Source organism: Shewanella sp. A22, assembly GCF_053850585.1.
Window position 1 is genome coordinate 1 of sequence record NZ_JBSQBN010000036.1, and the last position, 20,459, is coordinate 20,459.

At 41.7% G+C, this 20,459-nt stretch carries 16 protein-coding genes and 1 pseudogene; 8 read left to right on the forward strand and 9 right to left on the reverse strand.

Annotated features, from left to right (window positions below):
- Positions 1-238 precede the first annotated feature (238 nt).
- The 3 genes from ACWXWT_RS08750 to ACWXWT_RS08760 all read right to left on the reverse strand — a co-directional run bounded on the left by ACWXWT_RS08750 (position 239) and on the right by ACWXWT_RS08760 (position 4,501).
- Positions 239-1,948: an amidase gene (locus ACWXWT_RS08750; RefSeq protein WP_456041204.1), complete on the reverse strand. Its 1,710-nt coding sequence runs from the start codon at positions 1,946-1,948 to the stop codon at positions 239-241.
- Positions 1,949-2,027: 79 nt separating this feature from the next.
- Positions 2,028-3,140: an agmatine deiminase gene (gene aguA, locus ACWXWT_RS08755; protein ID WP_456041205.1), complete on the reverse strand. Its 1,113-nt coding sequence runs from the start codon at positions 3,138-3,140 to the stop codon at positions 2,028-2,030.
- Between the two features lie 458 nt (positions 3,141-3,598).
- Positions 3,599-4,501, reverse strand: a complete 903-nt coding sequence (locus ACWXWT_RS08760; RefSeq protein ID WP_456041206.1) for a LysR family transcriptional regulator — start codon at positions 4,499-4,501, stop codon at positions 3,599-3,601.
- 227 nt (positions 4,502-4,728) lie between these two features.
- Between ACWXWT_RS08760 and ACWXWT_RS08765 the strand changes: the two genes are divergently transcribed.
- The 3 genes from ACWXWT_RS08765 (at position 4,729) to ACWXWT_RS08775 (ending at position 8,579) form a co-directional block, all read left to right on the forward strand.
- On the forward strand, positions 4,729-5,406 hold the full coding sequence (locus ACWXWT_RS08765) for a glutathione S-transferase family protein (RefSeq protein WP_456041207.1): 678 nt from the start codon (positions 4,729-4,731) through the stop codon (positions 5,404-5,406).
- A 96-nt stretch (positions 5,407-5,502) separates the two neighbouring features.
- A complete protein-coding gene (locus ACWXWT_RS08770) occupies positions 5,503-6,630 on the forward strand; it encodes a zinc-binding dehydrogenase (protein ID WP_456041208.1) in 1,128 nt (375 codons plus the stop codon).
- Between the two features lie 782 nt (positions 6,631-7,412).
- Positions 7,413-8,579, forward strand: coding sequence for a N(5)-(carboxyethyl)ornithine synthase (locus ACWXWT_RS08775; protein ID WP_456041209.1), 1,167 nt, complete (start codon positions 7,413-7,415; stop codon positions 8,577-8,579).
- 31 nt (positions 8,580-8,610) lie between these two features.
- Here the strand turns inward: ACWXWT_RS08775 and ACWXWT_RS08780 are convergent.
- Positions 8,611-8,724 (reverse strand): annotated as a pseudogene (locus ACWXWT_RS08780) (IS982 family transposase); the annotation flags it as partial.
- 206 nt (positions 8,725-8,930) lie between these two features.
- Between ACWXWT_RS08780 and ACWXWT_RS08785 the strand changes: the two are divergent.
- A complete protein-coding gene (locus ACWXWT_RS08785) occupies positions 8,931-9,677 on the forward strand; it encodes an HAD-IIA family hydrolase (RefSeq protein WP_456041210.1) in 747 nt (248 codons plus the stop codon).
- A 275-nt stretch (positions 9,678-9,952) separates the two neighbouring features.
- Entirely contained in the window at positions 9,953-11,611 is a 1,659-nt protein-coding gene (locus ACWXWT_RS08790) for a M28 family metallopeptidase (protein ID WP_456041211.1), read from the forward strand.
- 91 nt (positions 11,612-11,702) lie between these two features.
- Here the strand turns inward: ACWXWT_RS08790 and ACWXWT_RS08795 are convergent, their stop codons facing one another.
- Positions 11,703-12,098: an ACT domain-containing protein gene (locus ACWXWT_RS08795; protein WP_456041233.1), complete on the reverse strand. Its 396-nt coding sequence runs from the start codon at positions 12,096-12,098 to the stop codon at positions 11,703-11,705.
- A gap of 444 nt (positions 12,099-12,542) precedes the next feature.
- On the opposite strand from ACWXWT_RS08795, the gene asnB reads away from it, so the two are divergent.
- Positions 12,543-14,207, forward strand: coding sequence for an asparagine synthase B (gene asnB, locus ACWXWT_RS08800; protein ID WP_456041212.1), 1,665 nt, complete (start codon positions 12,543-12,545; stop codon positions 14,205-14,207).
- A 108-nt stretch (positions 14,208-14,315) separates the two neighbouring features.
- On the forward strand, positions 14,316-14,819 hold the full coding sequence (locus ACWXWT_RS08805) for a GNAT family N-acetyltransferase (protein WP_456041213.1): 504 nt from the start codon (positions 14,316-14,318) through the stop codon (positions 14,817-14,819).
- Between the two features lie 16 nt (positions 14,820-14,835).
- Here the strand turns inward: ACWXWT_RS08805 and ACWXWT_RS08810 are convergent, their stop codons facing one another.
- From ACWXWT_RS08810 to ACWXWT_RS08825, 4 genes are all read right to left on the reverse strand, one after another.
- Positions 14,836-15,045 (reverse strand): DUF1289 domain-containing protein, encoded by a 210-nt coding sequence (locus tag ACWXWT_RS08810; protein ID WP_456041214.1) that lies wholly within the window; start codon positions 15,043-15,045, stop codon positions 14,836-14,838.
- The gene (locus ACWXWT_RS08815) at positions 15,014-15,364 is read right to left on the reverse strand and encodes a VOC family protein (protein WP_456041215.1); all 351 of its coding nucleotides are present in this window, start codon (positions 15,362-15,364) and stop codon (positions 15,014-15,016) included. The genes ACWXWT_RS08810 and ACWXWT_RS08815 overlap by 32 nt, the downstream gene beginning before the upstream one ends.
- Positions 15,365-15,456: 92 nt before the next feature.
- Positions 15,457-16,158 carry a DUF445 domain-containing protein gene (locus ACWXWT_RS08820; protein ID WP_456041216.1) on the reverse strand — a complete coding sequence of 234 codons (702 nt, stop codon included), beginning with the start codon at positions 16,156-16,158 and terminating at the stop codon, positions 15,457-15,459.
- A gap of 432 nt (positions 16,159-16,590) precedes the next feature.
- Entirely contained in the window at positions 16,591-16,971 is a 381-nt protein-coding gene (locus ACWXWT_RS08825) for a GNAT family N-acetyltransferase (protein WP_456041217.1), read from the reverse strand.
- A gap of 289 nt (positions 16,972-17,260) precedes the next feature.
- Between ACWXWT_RS08825 and ACWXWT_RS08830 the strand changes: the two genes are divergently transcribed.
- Positions 17,261-20,389 carry a DUF748 domain-containing protein gene (locus ACWXWT_RS08830; RefSeq protein ID WP_456041218.1) on the forward strand — a complete coding sequence of 1,043 codons (3,129 nt, stop codon included), beginning with the start codon at positions 17,261-17,263 and terminating at the stop codon, positions 20,387-20,389.
- Positions 20,390-20,459: the final 70 nt, after the last annotated feature.

A 20,459-nucleotide genomic window follows, 5' to 3' on the forward strand; every position in this document is an offset into this window, starting at 1 on the left:
CTCAGGTATTCCACTTCTGTGTTACATCGATTTAAAAGGGAACAACCATTTCTACATCAATGTGCCTTGAATTGAAAAACCTGAGAGACTCTGAACTGACCAGATATTTAATGGGATTGGTATTATTAGCGATATCATTGCATCATACTGATGTTAAAGAGGTATTTACGTTGGAATAAAAAACGGGATTGGCATGCTGGAGCCAATCCCGTTTTGAGTTTTTAATGCTTAGTGCTTGTTACTTATTGCTTAGCACTGGCGTACGTGGAGGGATAACGCGCTTGCTGCCCGTTGCCTCAAATGCACTCGCAAAACGAAGCAAGTCGTTGTCATCATAAGCACGGCCAGCAAAAGTCAAACCTACTGGCATGCCAATGTCGGCCATTACGCCCATTGGCACAGTCACTGTCGGAACACCTAAGTGGCGAATAGCAAGGTTACCGTTGGCAACCCAAACACCATTACTCCACGCAATGTCCGCAGAAGCTGGATTAACCTGTGCATCTGCCGGGCCAACATCAGCCATAGTTGGGAACAACACAGCATCAAGTTTGAGTTCGTCCATCCAGTCTTCAAGATCCAACTTGCGTGTCTTCTCTAAGCCGCGCAGCCCATCCGGTATACTGTCGATTTGGTTATACGACTTAAGGCCTCTTTTGGCCATGTTGACGTACTCATCCATGCCTGCGGCGAGGTCGCCCTCACGGTTAGGCAAGGTGCCAAGATCATGTGGGAAAATCAAATGCCCATTGACGTCTGCCAGTTTGTTCAATTTAGGATCATTATTAGCACGCAAGAATTCATCTAAAGCCCAACCCGATAGCGCCCATAGCTCATCGTCGAGAAACTCAGGGGTGACGATACCGCGATTGAACACGGTCGGCGCACCAGGGCGGTCACCTTCACAGTTAGAAACCAGCGGAAAGTCGACTTCAATGACTTCAGCTCCGGCAGATTCCAGCGCTGAGCGTGCTGCTTCCCATAGGTCGATAACTGACGCACGAGTATGGATTTGCTGACCAGTAGGGCCGCCAATGCCTGGGTTTTCGCTGGTGCCAGCCAATTCATCTTTATTGATGTACATGCGCGGCACCCCAAAACGCTTGCCTTTAAGCGTGTCGGTTTGAGCTGCAAGATCCAGATAAGATTTTGGACGCACGGTTGATGCTTTTGGGATTTCAACCCAAGGTTGTAGACGCCATAAATCACCACGAGTAATAGGGTCGTCTGCAACGATAACGTCCAGCACTTCAAGCATATCCGCCATAGTACGAGTGTAAGGCACCACAACATCCATAGTCGGTGTCAACGGCCAGTTACCACGCACAGAAATCACCCCTCGTGATGGAGTATAGGCACACAAACCGTTGTTAGATGCTGGCCCACGACCGCTCGACCATGTCTCTTCAGCTAGGCCGAAAGCAGAATAGCTTGCCGCCGTACCAGTACCCGCACCATTTGAAGAACCAGAGGCGAACGGAGCAGTAAGATAATTAGCATTGTATGGGCTTTCGGCGCGGCCATAGTGACCGCGCTGCATACCACCATTAGCCATAGGCGGCATGTTGGTTTTGCCCAAGCAAATAGCCCCCGCTTCGCGCAGACGTTCAACGGCAAATGCGTCGTATTGAGCAATTAAGTCCTTAAACGCTGGACTACCAGAAGCCGCAGTGAGCCCTTTAACTAAGTAGCTGTCCTTGACTGTATAGGGAACGCCGTCCAGTGGACTCAGTGTTTCACCACGAGCTCGGCGTGCATCAGAAGCCTCAGCTTCTTTGATGGCATCGGGGTTGTGAACAACCAGTGCATTCAGCTTAGTCTGCGTCGCGGGGCCGTCATAAACCTCAACCCGAGCTAAATAAGACTTCACTAACTCAACCGCTGTGGTGCGACCGGATTCGAGGGCTGCACGCAGCTCGGCAATAGAAACCTCAGTGACTTCGAACATGTTACGACCTCTTCTTAAAAGCCAAAAGTGTTGAAACAACAGTGATATAAATGATCATTGTGTTCTCCTTCGCGGTTACTTATCTTCCAGAAGGGATCTGTTGAGTAATACAATGGATATTACCACCACCTAATAGGATCTCACGGGCAGGCACACCGACAACCTCATACTCGGGGAAAATCTCTTGCAATTTTTGTGCTGCAATATCGTCGGTTGCCTGGTCGAGTAACGGGAAAACAATGCGATTGTTGGTAATCAAAAAGTTCGCATAAGAACCCGCTAAACGTTCACCCGCTATGCGCGGAACACCAGTTCCTTCTGCTACACCTTGCGCTTCTTCTTCTGTGCAATATAAAGGACCAGGCTGTGGTATTAGATGAACTGTTAACTTACGCCCTTGTGCATCAACAGTATTTTGCAAAATATCCAAAGCGGCTTTTGAACGAGGATATTGCGGATCGGTTTGATCATCAGTCCAGTGTAAAACCACTTCGCCTGGACGAGCAAAACAGCATATATTGTCAATGTGTCCGTCAGTCTCGTCCATGTACACGCCGTCTGGCAACCAGATAAACTGCTTAACATTTAAATATTCAGCCAGTAATGCTTCTATCTGTTCACGAGTCAAATCTGGGTTGCGGTTGCTGTTAAGTAAACATTCAGCCGTGGTCATGCAAGTGCCTTCGCCGTCGACATGAATTGAACCACCTTCAAGAATAAGCGGAGCCTGATATCGCTCAAATCCATGCTGAGTTAGCATCTTTTGCGCTACTTGCTCGTCCTTATCCCATGGAGAATACAAACCACCGTTATCGCCGCCCCAGGCATTAAAGCCCCAGTCAACACCACGGCATTCGCCCATGGCATTCACCACAATAGTAGGCCCGGTATCGCGCGCCCAGCAATCGTTGCTATCAATTTCGACCAAAGTAACGTGAGAAGGCATAACCGTCTTGGCTTGTGCCAAAAATTCCTTGGGTACACCCATATAAACAGGGGTAACAGCACCAATGGCATCTGCCACTTTAGCAAACGTCGCCTGAGCATAAGCCCCTGCAGAGCGCCAGTTATCAGGACGATATGGCCAAATCATCCACACAGCTTGCTGCTGCGCCCATTCGGCTGGCATGCAATAACCATCTTGGGATGGTTTAGTCGTTAACTGCGTGGCATCCACATTCATGTTTGTCATGAGTTTTATCTCCAGTAATGCTGAAAAACTATAGGGGAGTGCGTCCTAACATAGGACGACAGAATATAAATACGCCTAACATTAATCAAATGAATAAATCGAATTACCACATTTATCACGCGAATAGTTAGGCCGAAATTGCCACGTCTACACAAGGTGAGTTTTAGCTTCGATGAAATATCACTTTATATCATATTATTTAAGACTGTTCGCACTAAAGAGTTGTATGCAGGGCATATATGACTATTTGTAGGACAATAAGGTGCAAGTTCATTGAATGAGTACAATCACGAAATTGGCATTAATGGCTAAAGACTCTGAGCCACTGATGACATCAATGCGTTAGCATTTATGCCTATTTTCTAATGCAAAAATGGTAATACCCTTAAAGCGATTTCAATCAATAGAGATTAGTTGCTTCACTAACTCTTCATTGAGGCTTTATTGTTTTTTAACCTTCATTTTACTTTTATTCTTTCAACTAAAAAATCGACTGCCGCCTTAACTTTGGGTACTAAATAGCGCTGTTTTTGATACAACAAATAAACCGCCATATCAGAATGTTGAGTGATTGCTAACTCATGCTCAAACTTAAGTTCTACCAATTTCCCTGACTCAAGGTAAGAAGCTAACGCCCATCGAGTTGACATTAAAATACCTTCACCGTCACAGGCCTTTTTTGCAAGCCAAGGACCGTTATTTGAAATCGCCACAGCGGGTCCTGAAACGTCATGCCATTGCCCATTCATATTACATAACCAAGGTGTTGGTCCTGTTGGCGCTTTAAAATACAGGCCATTATGTTGCGTTAATTCCATCGCATTATTTGGAATACCGTGTTTTTCTATGTAACTTGGTGATGCCACAGGAATAAAACCATTGTCCATCAACCTTATTGCTAACACGCGTTCATTTGGCGCGTAACCACCGCGAATAGCAATATCGACATCGTCACGTCCGAGTGTGGATAACTCGTCGCTTAAACTGACATCTAATACAATTTCAGGGTATAATGCGCTGAATTCATCTAACAACGGCAACAATATCTTGTAACCAAATCCCACCATCGAACTTATCCGCAAACGTCCCATTGGCGTAGTTTGGTAACTACGTACTGTTTCATGGCTTTGCTCTAATTGATTCAAAATTTGTTGAACATCGTTGTAATAAATTTGTCCAACTTCAGTCAGCTTAACGATTCGGGTCGAACGTTTTAATAACGTTGCTCCCAAACTCTTTTCTAAATCAGCAACGCGTCTTGACAGTGATGATGGCGGCACATTAAATGCGTTCGCTGCTTTGGTAAAACTGCCTGTTTCGACCACTTTGCTGAAATACCGTATTGCACGTAGTTGATCCAAGGCACTTCTCCATTAAATAAATAGCACTTAGTATTCTCGCCTTATTGTTGTCTTAAAAGCAATAGTGATTAGCATTAGCCCCTATATATAACCAGATTAAAACCAGTAATAATGACCCTATCTTAAGCATTGCAAGCTCAATTCTGTTGCAGTGTTAAATACAAGGACCTTAATTGCATTTTTCGGCAATTAACACCAACCTTCACGTAAATGATGGAAACGGACTTATGATGACTTTGCACGGTTTTGCAGCTAGCAACTATTACAACCTAGTGAAACATGTACTGCTATATAAACAACTGCCATTTCAAGAAAATCTTATTTACGCTGGTAGTGACGAGTTACTGAAAGTCAGTCCCGCTGGCAAAGTACCTGCTATCACAACGGCTGAAGGACTGAATATTTCAGAGTCGAGTGTCATTTGTGATTTTATTGAAGAGACTTATCCAGCAACGCCGCTATACCCAGAAAATGCCGCTGAGCGCGCAGTTGTACGTCAAATAATGAAAATGGCAGAGCTTTATTTCGAACTGCCAAGCAGACGACTTATACCTTATGCTTTTTCTGGCGCTGAAGTTCCTGAATCACTTAAAACTGAAGTACGTCAAGTTTTAACCCGTGGCATTACTGGCTTAAGTCGTTTGTGTCAGTTTTCACCTTGGATTGCCGGTGAACAACTCACCATGGCGGACATCTACGTTTATTATGTCAACACCATTGTTAGCGCGTTTGGATCTCGCCAACTTGACTGGGATGTATTGGCTGAAATCCCAGGAATGAAACAGTGGAACGATGCCATGAGCCAAACAGTTATTGCCCAAAAAGTGGAGGCGGATCGCCTAGCAAACATGCCAGAGTTTATGCAAAAGGTTAAAGCTCAGATCCAAGCAGCGAATGCTGGATAATACCTATTTTGTGCGAATTGATATTAGCTATAAAAAATAGCCAATACAATAAAGTGATTGGCTTATAAAATTAATTATTTTCAGGAGAAAATCCAAATGACAGATACCAATATCCAACTGACTTCGACCATCAGCGAAGACAATAAATTAACACTCGCGTTAAAAAATATCGACATGCCACAACCTGGTGCCGATGAAGTGATTATTCGCATTGAAGCTGCGCCATTAAACCCGTCTGATTTAGCGGTTCTGTTCAGCGCTGCAGATATGTCAACGGCGAAACAATCAGGCACAGAACAAAGCCCAGTCATTACAGCTGATGTTCCAGCTAAGTTTATGCCAGCGGTTAAAACCCGTGTGGGTAAAGCCATTCCTGTTGGTAATGAAGGTGCAGGAACCGTTGTCGCAGCGGGCTCGTCACCTGCAGCACAAGCATTAATGGGTAAAACCGTTGCTGTCATTGGCGGTGGAACGTATCGTCAATACCTCTGCGCCAATGTGCAAAGCTGCCTAGCATTAAAACAAGGCACTACTGCTAAAGAAGGTGCATCTTCTTTTGTTAACCCGCTCACCGCATTAGCAATGGTCGAAACAATGCGTGCTGAAGGCCATAAAGCCATTATTCATGCTGCGGCAGCATCTAACCTTGGCCAAATGTTAAACCGTATTTGTATTGCAGATGGTGTCGATTTAATTAACATCGTCCGTAAAGCGGAGCAAGAAACACTACTACGTGATATGGGCGCTAAATATGTTGTTAACTCAAGCAGTGATACTTTTCTTGCTGATTTAACCGCGGCGATTATTGAAACAGGTGCAACGATTGCGTTTGACCCAATTGGTGGCGGTAAATTAACCAGTGACATTCTTAACTGTATGGAAGTGGCTGCAGCGCGTGATATGAAAGAACACAGTGTTTATGGCTCCGACACCTTCAAACAAGTTTATATTTATGGCGCATTAGACCGTGGCCCTATTACCTTAAATCGTAACTTTGGTTTTGCATGGGGTGTTAATGGCTTCTTATTATTCAATGCGCTCGGTAAATTAGGCACTAAAACGGTTATGGCGATGCGCAAACGTGTTGCAGATGAAATCACCACCACATTTGCTAGCCACTACACCCATGAAGTGTCATTGGCTGAGGTATTACAATTAAAATCAATGGCGGGTTATTCTAAACAAGCTACAGGTGAGAAGTACTTAATTACACCGCAAAAATAATTACACATCAAACTAACGACTTTTTAACGCATGTAAAGCAGATACTGATTTGGTATTTGCTTTACATTAGCTTGTTCGTAATAGAACAAAACAACGGCTGTAATCCACCACAAAAAACATGACATCACGCTTGAATTATTCTTCAGCTCATTCATCACCCACTTATCCAAAGCAGACAATTGATAAGCCTTTTACTCATATTTATGTTCTACAAGGCTTTCAGGCCTCTTCCCTATCAGGCATGAGCTTAGCGTCTGCTCAACAGAGTTTCCTTGACGTCCTGCCATTAAGGCATGAGTTAATCAATTAATATTAGCGATAGCATAGGAAACGCTAACATTTCCCTTTTGTGAGTAACCGTGTCCATTTAACTTTATAGGCCAAAATTGTGCTAAAGTGGGGCGCTTATCTTTTTATCTTCCTCCTTGATAAATAGACAACCTCATCTTGTCCTATATGAGTTTTTCAAAAGCGTTAATAACGATTAATTGGTTATGCTCACTTTGTGGGCTAAACACCCGTTTATATACGTCTGTAGCTGAAGATGAACGTGCAATAAGTTTTCCTCTTTCCAATATTTAAGCTTTATCGACCATTAAGCGCTTTGTAGGCTTGATTGCCGTAAAGATCTTCAAATTATAAAACTCTGTGTTGTGTACAAATATGTAGCATCAACAAGAGCAGATCCCATACTTTTATGAGTAGAACAACGGGCCATTGGCGAAAATAAACATTCGTGTATGCAGTCACATAGATCCATTGATATAACAAGGAACGATGACATGAACACGCTAAAAGTAGGAGTCATAGGGACTTCAAGAAAAATAGATGAACAACGCTTCCCCATTCATCCAGGACATTTACTGCGAATTCCACAAACACTGCGTCGACAACTTATTTTTGAACAAGGCTATGGCGAACCATTTGGAATATCTGATGCTGAAATTGCCGCATTAACTGGTGGGATTGCCAAACGCCATGAATTACTGGCAGAAATAGGTACGGTGATTATTGCTAAGCCAGTATTAGAAGATTTACAAGAGCTGAGAGAAGGCGGCACCTTATGGGGTTATGTGCATTGCGTACAGCAGCAAGATATTACTCAAGCAGCCCTTGATCGAAAACAAACCCTTATCGCGTTTGAAGATATGTTTATTTGGTCACCAACAGGCCAAGTAGGTCGCCATACCTTTTATAAAAATAATGAAATGGCGGGTTATTGTGCTGTGTTGCACTCTTTACAACTTAAAGGTATTGATGGCCATTATGGCGATCAACGTAAAACCATTATTTTTGGTTTTGGCGCTGTCAGTCGTGGGGCAATTTATGCCCTTAAAGCCCATGGTTTTAAAAATATTACCATTTGTATTCAGCGCCCAGAAGAACAAGTGCGTGAAGAGGTGCTTGATTGTAACTATGTCAGAATTCGCGCTGGTGAACCGGGAGAAGCAAGGATGATGGTGGTTGAGCATGATGGCAGTAGCAGGCCACTAACGCAGCTAATCAGCGAAGCCGATATTATTGTTAATGGTACTTTTCAAAACACCGCAAAGCCCACTCACTTTGTCATTGAATCTGAAGCTAACTGCCTAAAACCCCATAGCTTGATCATCGATGTGAGTTGTGATGAAAAGATGGGATTCTTTTTTGCCAAACCAACCACATTCAAACACCCCATGTTTAAACATAAAACTGTTGATTATTATGCAGTGGATCATACCCCTACTTACCTTTGGGAAAGTGCCACTCGTTCGATTTCTGCGGCACTAATTGTGTATTTACCTGCAGTGCTTGCCGGGCCTGATGGCTGGCAGCAAAATGAAACCATTCGCAAAGCAATTAATATTGATAAAGGCGTCATTTTAAATGAGTCCATTTTGTCGTTTCAGCATCGTAAAGCTGAATATCCCTATACCATTAAAGATATCGAGTTGAGTCTAGCAGTATAACTAGCGGTTATTTAAATAACCTGAGATCTGCTTAAGCAATTATCAATGCATGACACTCTATATCAGTTAATTTAAGGTGTGGTTTATTATCTTTTAAGCAATAAGCCACTAATCCTGCTACTAAATTCAACATAGAACCGTGTATTTAAGATATAGCTGGCCATATAGACAACAACAAACGCTATAATCAATATTATCTACTCCCCAAATAATAGTAAGCAATCAACACCGATCTCCTCACAACACAGTAAATCAGTCACCCAACAGGCATTTTTTATATTTAATCGTTGTTTTCTCAATTGAATTAGCATTAGATGTAAGCAGGTTGTATTTGAAGGAAGAAATGACTGAATGAAAAATATTATTTGCGATATTGATGGTGTGTTATTGCACGACAACAAACTAATCCCAGGAAGTGACAAGTTTATTCACCGTATACTTGAACAAGGCAATCCGCTAGTTATCCTCACCAATTATCCGGTACAAACCGGCATGGATTTACAAAATCGACTTGGCGCAGCAGGCATTAATGTGCCAGAAACCTGTTTTTATACCTCAGCAATGGCCACTGCAGATTTTCTTAGGCATCAAACGGGCAATAAAGCCTATGTTATTGGTGAAGGTGCCCTGACCCACGAGCTCTACAATGCCGGTTTTACCATTACTGATATTAATCCAGATTTTGTCATTGTGGGTGAAACCCGCTCTTACAACTGGGACATGATCCATAAAGCATCACGCTTTGTTGCTGGCGGTGCACGCTTTATTGCCACCAACCCAGACACTCATGGTCCAGCATTTAGCCCAGCCTGTGGCGCATTATGTGCAGCCATTGAGCGTATAACAGGTAAAATGCCTTTTTATGTAGGCAAGCCGAGCTCATGGATTATCCGTTCTGCCCTAAATCATATTCAGGGACACTCTGAAGATACTGTGATCATTGGCGACAATATGCGTACTGATATTCTTGCTGGCTTTCAAGCAGGTCTGGAAACGATTCTGGTCACCAGTGGTGTTAGTCAGATGAATGATATCGACAAAGAACCTTTTCGGCCAAATCACGTGTTTGCCTGCGCTGGCGATATCGACGTCGTTTGATCACGACACAATTATGATGCACAAAAGATTTTATTAACCCAAATAAGGTCGTAGATAATCAACAGTATCAAGATGATTTCGGCGTCAAATGGTTAATATCTTTAGTGCACCACTAAGGATTCACGTCAACAAGATCAACCAGTTAATAGCTGAATACCCAAGACGCAATTTACATTAGGTAACATAATTCCAAGCCAGTGACCTTGTTTTCAAGCACTGGCTTGGCTCATTATGCTTGTCTGAAATAAAAATAAATAACAATAACAGGACATAGCATGAAACGATTATTCCCTTTTTGCGCCATTGCCTTACTGTCAGCATGTAACGGCGATGATGCTAAACACACTGTAACCGACGATATTATTCCGGCTAAAATGACAGCAGTAACTTTTGATGAACAACGCTTTAGAACCGATATCGAAACATTATCGTCAGATAAGTTTGAAGGTCGCGCACCAACAACCCAAGGCGAAAAACTCACCTTAGAGTATTTGTCTGCCGCGTTCACCAAAATGGGGCTTAAAGGCGCCTACAAAGGGAGTTTTTTACAACCGGTCCCAATGGTCAGTTACACCGCCAGCGAGCAACAACAGGTTACTTTAGCGGGTATAGATTTGCAGTACCGCCAAGATATTGTGTTAGGCAGTCGTCACGATAACAACCAGGTCAGTATTAAAGATGCGCCGTTAGTGTTTGTTGGTTACGGTATTAATGCGCCTGAATACGGCTGGAATGATTACCAAGACCTCAACATGAAAGGCAAAATTGCCATTATTTTAGTGAATGATCCAGGCTTTGCTCACCCAGAAGGCGCTAAGTTTAATGGTAAAGCCATGACCTACTATGGGCGTTGGAGCTATAAGTTTGAAGAAGCCAGTCGCCAAGGTGCATTAGGCGCGATTATCATCCATGATACCAAGCCTGCCTCTTACCCATGGTCGGTAGTCGAAAATAGCTGGACCGGTGCTCAACAAGATTTGGTCCAAAGCAAAACAGAACAAGACCAACGGGTTCTCGTTGAAGGCTGGTTAACCTTAGACAGTGCCACAAGCTTATTCGATAAGGCCGGCTTATCATTAACATCATTAATGGATCGCGCCGCTAACAGCTCACTTAATGTCGATTTAGCCCAAAAAGCTAACATTGAATTTGCCAATAAAGCGGAATATGCCAACAGTTATAATGTGGTAGCAACGTTAGCGGGCAGCAAACAAGCCGATGAGCAGATTTTATTCACCGCACACTGGGATCATATCGGTAAAGATAAAACCAAAGATGGTGACCAAATTTATAATGGTGCATTAGATAACGCTACTGGCACAGCAGGTATTTTAGAAATTGCCCGACAGTTTTCCCAACAAGCCAAACAAGGCCACGGCTTAGCACGTTCGTTAACCTTTATTGCCACGACCGGTGAAGAACAAGGCTTATTAGGCTCACGTTATTATGCCGCTAATCCGATTTATCCAATTGATAAAACCGTGGCAGTATTTAACCTCGACAGCACCAATATTTATGGCAAAACCAAAGATTACACTATTGTCGGTAAAGGCCAGTCCGAGTTAGAGAACTATTTAGATCGTGCTGTCGCTAAACAAAATCGAACCAGCAAAGGTGAACTTAACCCTGCATCAGGCGGTTTTTTCCGTTCAGACCATTTCAGTTTTGCAAAATTAGGCGTACCAGCCGTTTTTGCTGGCGGCGGTAACGAACCACTGGATGAAACAACGGCACAATATAAAACGGCAATGTTGGCCAAAATGAAAGGGTGTTACCATAACGTCTGTGATCATTATCGTCCTGAATGGGATTTATCCGGTTCATTACAAGATTTAGGCGTGTATTACCAAGCCGCTGCTGAATTAGGGAACAACCAAGATTGGCCTGGTTACTTTTCTGGCTCTGAATTTAACCCGTTACGCCCAGCAGATTAATACAGCCCCCTATCCTTCCCACCCAAGGATTGGCCCATCATGTATTTGATGGGCTTTTTTTTTATCAAAATTTATCGTATTAGTACCTGAGTTATACCGTGAACTCATTTAACGCTTCGATGGCTAAAACGGCCTTTTCTGACTGCACAAAAATATGGTCATGATAATAAGCTGCAATCACATTAGCACTAATCCCCTTTTCGGTAAGCTTAGCAGCCACTGCAGCCGTTAAACCAACCGCATCTAGGCTAGAGTGCACCGTTAAGGTAATACCTTTAAACACGGATTCAAAAGATAATCCCTCAGCGACGGCCGCCGCTTTTGTTACCACTAATGTTAGCCCTTCTGATTCTCGAAACGTCGCGAGAGGCGACAAGGCTTGATAATCACCATATTGACCCTGCACAGAGCAAAACACATATTCGTCATCTAATAATACCGGTGACATAGATGCGAGTAATGCCGTTAAGTTTGTTTCACCAACCATCATTTTTCCTTAAATATGTTTCCGTTAACAATGTCTTTTCTTATAAGTAAGTTGCTTTTAGCTAACTAATTTAAGCTCTGTTATCGTGCATAAACATGCCACACAAGCTGTAATATGGCTAGGTTAAAGCCGTAAAATAACCCTTTCGCCCCATTTATGTTCAATTAAGCGTCAAAAGCACTGCTTTAGTGCAATTATGATTTTAATTGTATTTGATTATGAAATCTTAAAAAAAATCGCCATAAACACAAAAAAAATAAAGATACCTCAATAAAATCACAACCTAATTAAACATCCATCAAACAAAAAGATAATTAAAAGAGATAAAATCACTAAAACGACCATATTTATAACGTTATCTTAAAAATCATGCTTGGCAGTTAACGAAAATGCTGGCAAAGTAGGAGCCAGATAAAGATTAGCCAACGCTGCTGGAGCCGTATTATGTGTTCAATATTTTCGATTTTAGACATCAAAACTGATGCAAGCCAACTTCGCCAAGTCGCATTAGAAATGTCAAAACTACTGCGTCACCGCGGTCCAGATTGGTCTGGCATTTATGCTGATGACAAAGCCATTTTAGCGCATGAACGTTTAGCTATTGTTGACGTTGACCACGGCGCCCAGCCACTTATTAGCCTTGATGGCAACATAGTATTAGCCGTAAACGGTGAGATTTATAACCACAAGCAATTAAAAGCCCAACTCGGTGATAAATACCAATATCAAACAAACTCAGATTGTGAAGTGATTTTGTCACTTTACCAAGAATACGGTTGTGATTTTTTAGACAAACTAAACGGCATTTTTGCATTCGTACTTTACGATAAAACCAAAGGTACTTATTTAATCGGCCGAGATCATATTGGTATTATCCCACTTTACACAGGACACGATGCATCTGGTAACTTCTACATCGCCTCTGAAATGAAAGCACTAATGCCTGTATGCAAAACGGTTGCAGAGTTTTTACCAGGCCAATACTTATACTCTGAAGATGAACAGCCAACACACTATTACCAGCGTGATTGGAAAGACTTCGATGCAGTGAAAGATAACCCTGCAAGTGTAGAAGAGTTACGTGACGCACTAGAAGCTGCGGTAAAACGCCAGTTAATGTCTGATGTCCCTTATGGGGTATTATTATCAGGTGGATTAGATTCATCGGTGATATCGGCTATTACTCAGACATATGCAAAGCACCGCATTGAAAACGACGGCGAAACTGGCGCATGGTGGCCACAACTGCATTCATTTGCGGTGGGTTTAGCCGAGTCTCCAGATTTGGTCGCCGCGCAAAAAGTGGCCGATGCCATAGGCACGATACATCACCCTATTGTGTATACTTTCCAAGAAGGGTTAGATGCCATTAAAGAAGTAATTTATCACCTAGAAACGTATGATGTCACAACGATTCGAGCGGCAACACCAATGTACTTAATGGCACGTAAAATTAAAGCCATGGGCATTAAAATGGTGTTATCTGGAGAAGGCGCTGACGAGTTATTTGGTGGTTATCTGTATTTCCACAAAGCGCCTAATGCTCAAGCATTCCATGAAGAATTAGTCCGTAAGCTAGATAAACTGCACCTATTTGACTGCTTGCGAGCTAACAAAGCCATGGCAGCATGGGGGCTTGAAGCACGTGTGCCTTTCTTAGATAAAGAATTTATCGACGTAGCAATGCGCATCAACCCAGAAGCCAAGATGTCTAAAGATGGTCGCATCGAGAAACACATTTTGCGCCAAGCATTTGAGCACAAATTACCCAAAGAGGTGGTATGGCGCCAAAAAGAGCAGTTTAGTGATGGCGTGGGTTACTCGTGGATTGATGGTTTAAAAGCCCATGCAGCTGAAAACGTAGATGACGTACAGTTTGCTAATGCAAAATTCCGCTTCCCTTACAACACGCCAGAGTCAAAAGAGGCCTATTTCTACCGCAGCTTTTTTGAAGAGTTTTTCCCATTAGCCAGCGCAGCTGAAACCGTGCCAGGTGGAAAAACAGTAGCATGTTCAACACCTGAAGCACTATTGTGGGATGCGAGTCTACAAGGACTTAACGACCCATCAGGCCGTGCAGTTAAAAACGTTCACGCTAGCGCATATTAATCGTTAACGTTATCAAAACACCACCCACTGAGGTGGTGTTTTTGTTGAGCGCTATCTTGTAACATAATGATATTTTTCATTAAACATATATTAATAATGAGATTTAGCATGACCGATATCAGTATTTTTAACCTTGAAATGACCAACTGCAGTCAATTAACACCTAAACACGATGCCAACGGCCTAACGGTGGTTGAGGTGAAAGTAAAACAATATCAATTCAATCGTTTTTTGTATCAATTTGTCGGTGCTGCATGGGAGTGGACAGATAAACTCAACTGGAGTGATGCTCAATGGCAAGCATACAGCGAAGCAGATAATTTGCATTTATTTGTCGCGTATAAAGACGGTGCGCCAGCGGGTTACTTTGAGTTACAGCAACAAGATGACGATAATGTCGAAATTATGTATTTTGGCTTAGGTGAACGCTTTATAGGTAAAGGTTTTGGTGGTTATTTACTGACCCAAGCCATTGAACAAGCATGGTCGTTACCGAACACCCGCCGAGTTTGGGTTCATACTTGCTCATTGGATCACCCTAGCGCGTTACACAACTATCAAGCTCGCGGATTTAGCTTATTTAGAACCGACACAGAATTCAACAATCATTAAACAACAGAAAATAGCCCTAACGTTTTTTGCTCGCAACCGCGCGTTGTTGGATAACCTCAAGCAAGGCATTTTTTTGCACCTCATTCATTGAATGCCACGCTAAAATTTCTTCTAACGAACGATGACATCCTAAACACATATCCTGAGCATCCAAACAACATTTCCGCACACAAGGCGCGTCAAAGAAATTGGGCTTATTCTGACCATACGGCATATTCGTTACCATTAATGTCTGTAAAGTGAAAACGTCTACCACCCGGAAAACTAAATATCGCTTTAGATATATGTCCACCTGCCTGAATGATTTTTGCTTCTGTAGCAGCTAAATCTTGGCTATAAAGCACAATTAACGGACATCCCTTTGCTAAAGTAAATTGACTGTCAGCTTGATAAAAACCACCGTCCATTCCTACCCGTAAAAAACAGCTATATTGAGGACCATAATCCTGAAACTGCCAATCAAAAACCTGAGCAAAAAAGGCCTTGGTTGCAATGATGTCTTTCACGGGTATTTCTAAATAATTAATACTATGATGCTGACTCATTCTCACCTCTATTACTCAGGATGATAACTAGAAACCTAGTTATATTTACACACTGTACTCATTAACACGATGCCTGAATGTTAATAAAAGGTCTATTGCTGTAACAAAGCCGCAATAGCACCAATAACACCACCAAACACACCGCCCCACACCACTAACCAGCCTAAATGGGTTTTAATCATATCTTGAACGATCTGCTTAACTAACTCAGGTGTAAGTTCGTTTAAACGTTGTTCTACAATATTAGCAACCTTCTCTTGCATATCGGCAATAACGTTTGGTTTTTCAAGTTCATCGACTAAAATTGCATTAAACTGTTCACTTTGTGCAAGTTCAACTAACGAAAGCTTCATTTTTTCGATAAAGGGTTCTTTTAACGGGATCAGTGCTTCAGTACCACCAAACATCGCTAGCATGCCACCAAAGGATGATTTTTCGATGGTTGATACCAGTGCATCAAAAGAAGGGGCCAAATCAATTTTTTCAATCACTGGCGATAAATCAATACTGCTAGCACTACTGGTTGTCAAAAAACGATCAATATTTTCTTGGGTAAAAAATTGCTGCATCATTAAATGCTTAATGCCAACTTTAAACTCTTCAAAACGTGATGGAACCACTCCAGAGCCATACAAACCAGGGACTTTCTCAAATAACATATGGATCGCTAACCAATTTGTTAGCGCACCCGATAAGGCAAACAAACCGACTGTCATTACAATATGTTGCTCTAACACATACCCTGTCACCATAAACATGGCAGCGATAATGTTGGTTAATACACTCTTATTCAATCTCTTTTCCTTAACGTCTATAATGAACAAATTAAAAAAAACCTCAGCTATTTTATCAGAAAATAACTGAGGTCTATATAATTCATCTCTCATCTCATCACTGGCATAACATTGTCGCATTTTGTGTCACGGTGCATAACCATATAATAAATACGATGGCTTTAATACCAATCCTATTAAATATGCGATCTTTCAGCGGGAGTTCAAAGTGCTGTAGGCAAGTCAGATGATTGAAGCGAATAGTGATTCTATTTTGAAAGCATCTAACGAAGCATAAAGGGCCTTGAAACCCGCCAGAATGGCGTCTCTCAGGTATGCCACTTCTGTGTTACATCGATTTAAAAGGCAACAACCATTTCTACATCAATGTGCCTTGAATTGAAAAACCTGAGAGACTCTGAACTGACCAGATATTTAATGAAATTGGTATAATTATGAAACCTGTTCAACTGTCGTTTCAGTATCGTGTCGATTGATGAGTAATACTCCGGCACTTTGTGCCAGTAATTGGGCTTTCTGGCACATCTGGCCAATAATATCTTCCTGTTCATAAAGTGGTTTAACAAACATATCTTCCAAATACCAAACTGGAGCAAGTAAAAGTGAAGAGTACGACGGATATAACTGAACAAAACCGACCATTTCTTCGTCTCTAATTGAGACAAAAATAATTGAATCATTTTCATCCAAACGGCATGTTAAAAAACGATGACAAGCTTGATAATCAGAAGGTTGCAAGAGTTGCTGCCGATATTGGTCAAATAGCAGAGTAAGAGGTTCTAAATCGATGCTCGAAGCAAGACGTATTTGCATTTATCATCCTTGAAAAAGAGTTGAGCAAAAATATCATGTGTGGCTTGATGGCATCTTACCGTCAAGTTTTAAACAGTATGTCACTGTAAGTAATTAACATAAAACAAAAAGTTGCGCCGAAAATAAAAATATAAAACCCATTAATTACATACGATTAAATATTAAGCTAACACCAATAAGGATTGATGTAAATAAATCTGTTTGGTCATTAAAAATAAACATTCTTCATGATTGTTTTTTTGTTAAAATGCCCAACCATTGCCACCGCTAAACATCAAGACTATCCTATATGACCTCGTTTTTTTCCCAGTTGAGCTCAGCGTTTAGATTGCGTTCTCGTATTCAAAAACTCACCTTTTATATGTTCGCTTTTTACTTATTAGGTTGTGCCATTTTTGGCGGGTTAATCCCGTATATTGCCAAACAACAAGCACCTGTAATATTAACCGAACAATTAGGCAGAAACGTAACGCTACAAGACATTCGTATTAACCCTTTTACACTTGAGATCACGCTATCGGGCTTAGTCATTAATGAATTGAATAGTCAGAAAATTTTTGCCTCACTAGCCATTGCGTATGGCAACATTCAATTATGGCAGTCAATCACTTCTTGGTCATGGGTCATTGAAGATATTCGTGTAGAGCAGCCCACAATTAGGGTCTCGCGCACTCAAATCGATAATCACCAAGTCACCTTTAACTTCAGTGACATCATCCAACGTTTAGAAAAAAGCACTCTAGGCGCACCAACCAGTACTAAACCGACAAGTATCCCGGCAATAAACATCGCTAAAGTGCAGATATTAAAAGGCATGTTTATCTTAGACGACCATGCCACCAATACCCATATTAACTATCCAGATATCAGTGTAGAACTGACTCAATTTGACAGCCTAAGTGCCACATTAGACACGCAATCAAAGCAAATTAATCATTATAAATTGAATATAGAAGATCAATTTAACGGCACAGTCGCACTGCAAGGACAATTTCAATTGGCGCCACTGGCAATACAAGGTGACCTCAAGGTTGCAGATGTTGATCTATCGCGTTATTGGTCTTTCGTCAATGAGTTGTTCGCCATTAACTTATCTGAAGGTCGACTTAACATAAACGGCCAGTATTCAGTGGTTTTGCAAGATCAAGACTTAGCCTCTGTAAGCCATATTAATGTCACTAACGCGCAAATAATGATTGATCATTTTAAAGCGCTGCATCAACAAGATGAAAAGATTACTATCGATTTATTAGCATTACGCAACATCAATGTCGATAGCCAGAAAAAGCACATTAGCATTGATGAGTTTCATACCCAAAACGGCAAAGTTAAGCTCAATATCACTCCAAGTGGTACTGATTTAATCACGTTGTTATTACCTAAGGAAACCGAACTTACAGCCGAAACGGTCTCAAAGCCGAAGACGATAACCCAGAGCGAGGCCATCAGCAAACCACTAACTGAAACCTCAGTTGATAATACCGCGAAAACCACTAATTTAGTGCTCCCGTCTCCCAATGAGGTAAAGGCTGCTCAAACCAATATGGCTGACATTCCATGGTTAGTAACACTTCATAAAATCAATGTAGCAAAATATCAGGTTGACCTTGGAGAAGGCATTGCCAGTGATAACATCATCCTTTGGCAACTGGGTCTTATTGATGTCACCACAGGCTTGATAAATTCGGATTTATCAACACCAATTGATTATCAGTTTTCAACCACAATAAATAAGCAAAGTGTATTAACCTCTACAGGGCAAATTGATGCATTAGCACAAACAGTTAATGCTGAAATCGACTTTAGTAATATGTTGTTATCTCGTTTACAACCTTATATTGCCCCTTATATTAACGTCACCATTACAGACGGGCTGTTCTCCACAAAAGGCAATTTACAAGCTGATGCTAAAGCCACACTCACTTATTCAGGCAGTGCAAAAATAAGCCAACTACACATCAAGGACAACGTGCTAAAACAGCCTTTATTGACTTGGGAGACAATGGACATCAATCGACTATCATTTGACAAGCAACAAAATCAAATTGATATAGATGAAATAAACTTCGATAACCTCTTTAGTCGCTTGATTATTTCTCCTGATAAAAGTACCAACATCAATGCATTAATTCGCAACGAAAGCGTGTCGGTAGAGTCACCAGATAATCTGGTCGTCGAGGACTCAGCAAACGACTCATCGCCACTGCAGCTCAACATCAATCGTATTGGCATAAAAGACAGTTCAGCATTTTTTGCAGATAACTCATTAACCCCCCATTTTGCTTCAAGCATCGAAATGCTCAATGGCCAAATTAGCCACTTATCTTCAAACCCTGAAACCACCGCATCAGTTGATTTAAAAGGTAAAATAGACAGATACGCACCAGTAATACTTAACGGTAATATCAATCCGTTGCTCCCACAGCCTTATCTTGACCTTAACCTGAGTTTTGACAAAGTAGAGCTAACGTCAGTTAACCCATATTCTGGCACCTATGCAGGCTATTATATTGATAAAGGCCAACTGTCATTAGACCTAAATTACCAGCTTAAAAGTAATGCCTTAGTTGGCAGTAACCACTTAGTTATTGATCAACTTAAGTTGGGCAAACCCAGCAATAGCAGTTTAGCAACCAGCCTACCGGTAACGTTAGCGGTTGCCTTACTACAAGATCGACACGGCGTAATAGATTTAGGTGTTGATGTATCTGGTGAGGTCGATTCTCCCAGTTTCAGCTTTGGCAGTATCATCATTAATGCGCTGGGAAATATCATTACCAAAGCCGTGACGTCACCATTTTCATTCTTAGCAGGCCTTGTGGGTGGAGATGAAGGTATGGGTAAGATCCGTTTTGATTACGGTGAGAGCAACATTTCACTAAAACAAAAAGACACCTTAGACAAACTTGCCGAAGCATTGATAGACCGGCCACTACTTAATCTTAATATCAAAGGCAGTGTCGATTTAATTCATGATAAACAAGCCCTAGCAGAAACAAAACTGCATAAGCAATTGTCAGCAACGGCAGGAATAGCATGGAAAGACTTTCCAAAGGCATTATCTGCCAGCCAATTTCCGCAAACAGGGTCATTAACCGATGCACTTTATCAATTGATTGAACAAGCGCTATCACTACAACCTTCTGAAATAAAGCACGCATTACAAACCGATAATCCAGAACTAACTGAAGCGGAGCTTATTACGCGTTGGCACATTGAACTGTATAATATGCTTCAAAATCATCAGCAGTTTAGTGCCGACGATTTGGGTCAATTAGCTCAAGATCGCGCTAAAGCCGTTAAAGCCTATTTAATCGCCCACGCAAAAATAGATGCCGGAAAAGTTTTTGTGCTTGAAAGTCGAATTAACACCGCTGAAAATGCCGCAGAAGCATTACTTGAACTACAAGTAAAATAACGTCAGTCGCTATTAACCGCTATCGACATCGGGTAGACTGCGCATACTTACAAGCATTTGTTATTATGTC

Excerpts from the sequence above, each read along its gene's own strand:
- ACWXWT_RS08750 (WP_456041204.1), bottom strand. The coding sequence starts at position 1,948 with ATGTTCGAAGTCACTGAGGTTTCTATTGCCGAGCTGCGTGCAGCCCTC.
- aguA (WP_456041205.1), bottom strand. The coding sequence starts at position 3,140 with ATGACAAACATGAATGTGGATGCCACGCAGTTAACGACTAAACCATCC.
- ACWXWT_RS08765 (WP_456041207.1), top strand. The coding sequence starts at position 4,729 with ATGATGACTTTGCACGGTTTTGCAGCTAGCAACTATTACAACCTAGTG.
- ACWXWT_RS08770 (WP_456041208.1), top strand. The coding sequence starts at position 5,503 with ATGACAGATACCAATATCCAACTGACTTCGACCATCAGCGAAGACAAT.
- ACWXWT_RS08775 (WP_456041209.1), top strand. The coding sequence starts at position 7,413 with ATGAACACGCTAAAAGTAGGAGTCATAGGGACTTCAAGAAAAATAGAT.
- ACWXWT_RS08785 (WP_456041210.1), top strand. The coding sequence starts at position 8,931 with ATGAAAAATATTATTTGCGATATTGATGGTGTGTTATTGCACGACAAC.
- ACWXWT_RS08790 (WP_456041211.1), top strand. The coding sequence starts at position 9,953 with ATGAAACGATTATTCCCTTTTTGCGCCATTGCCTTACTGTCAGCATGT.
- ACWXWT_RS08795 (WP_456041233.1), bottom strand. The coding sequence starts at position 12,098 with ATGGTTGGTGAAACAAACTTAACGGCATTACTCGCATCTATGTCACCG.
- asnB (WP_456041212.1), top strand. The coding sequence starts at position 12,543 with ATGTGTTCAATATTTTCGATTTTAGACATCAAAACTGATGCAAGCCAA.
- ACWXWT_RS08805 (WP_456041213.1), top strand. The coding sequence starts at position 14,316 with ATGACCGATATCAGTATTTTTAACCTTGAAATGACCAACTGCAGTCAA.
- ACWXWT_RS08810 (WP_456041214.1), bottom strand. The coding sequence starts at position 15,045 with ATGGTAACGAATATGCCGTATGGTCAGAATAAGCCCAATTTCTTTGAC.
- ACWXWT_RS08815 (WP_456041215.1), bottom strand. The coding sequence starts at position 15,364 with ATGAGTCAGCATCATAGTATTAATTATTTAGAAATACCCGTGAAAGAC.
- ACWXWT_RS08825 (WP_456041217.1), bottom strand. The coding sequence starts at position 16,971 with ATGCAAATACGTCTTGCTTCGAGCATCGATTTAGAACCTCTTACTCTG.
- ACWXWT_RS08830 (WP_456041218.1), top strand. The coding sequence starts at position 17,261 with ATGACCTCGTTTTTTTCCCAGTTGAGCTCAGCGTTTAGATTGCGTTCT.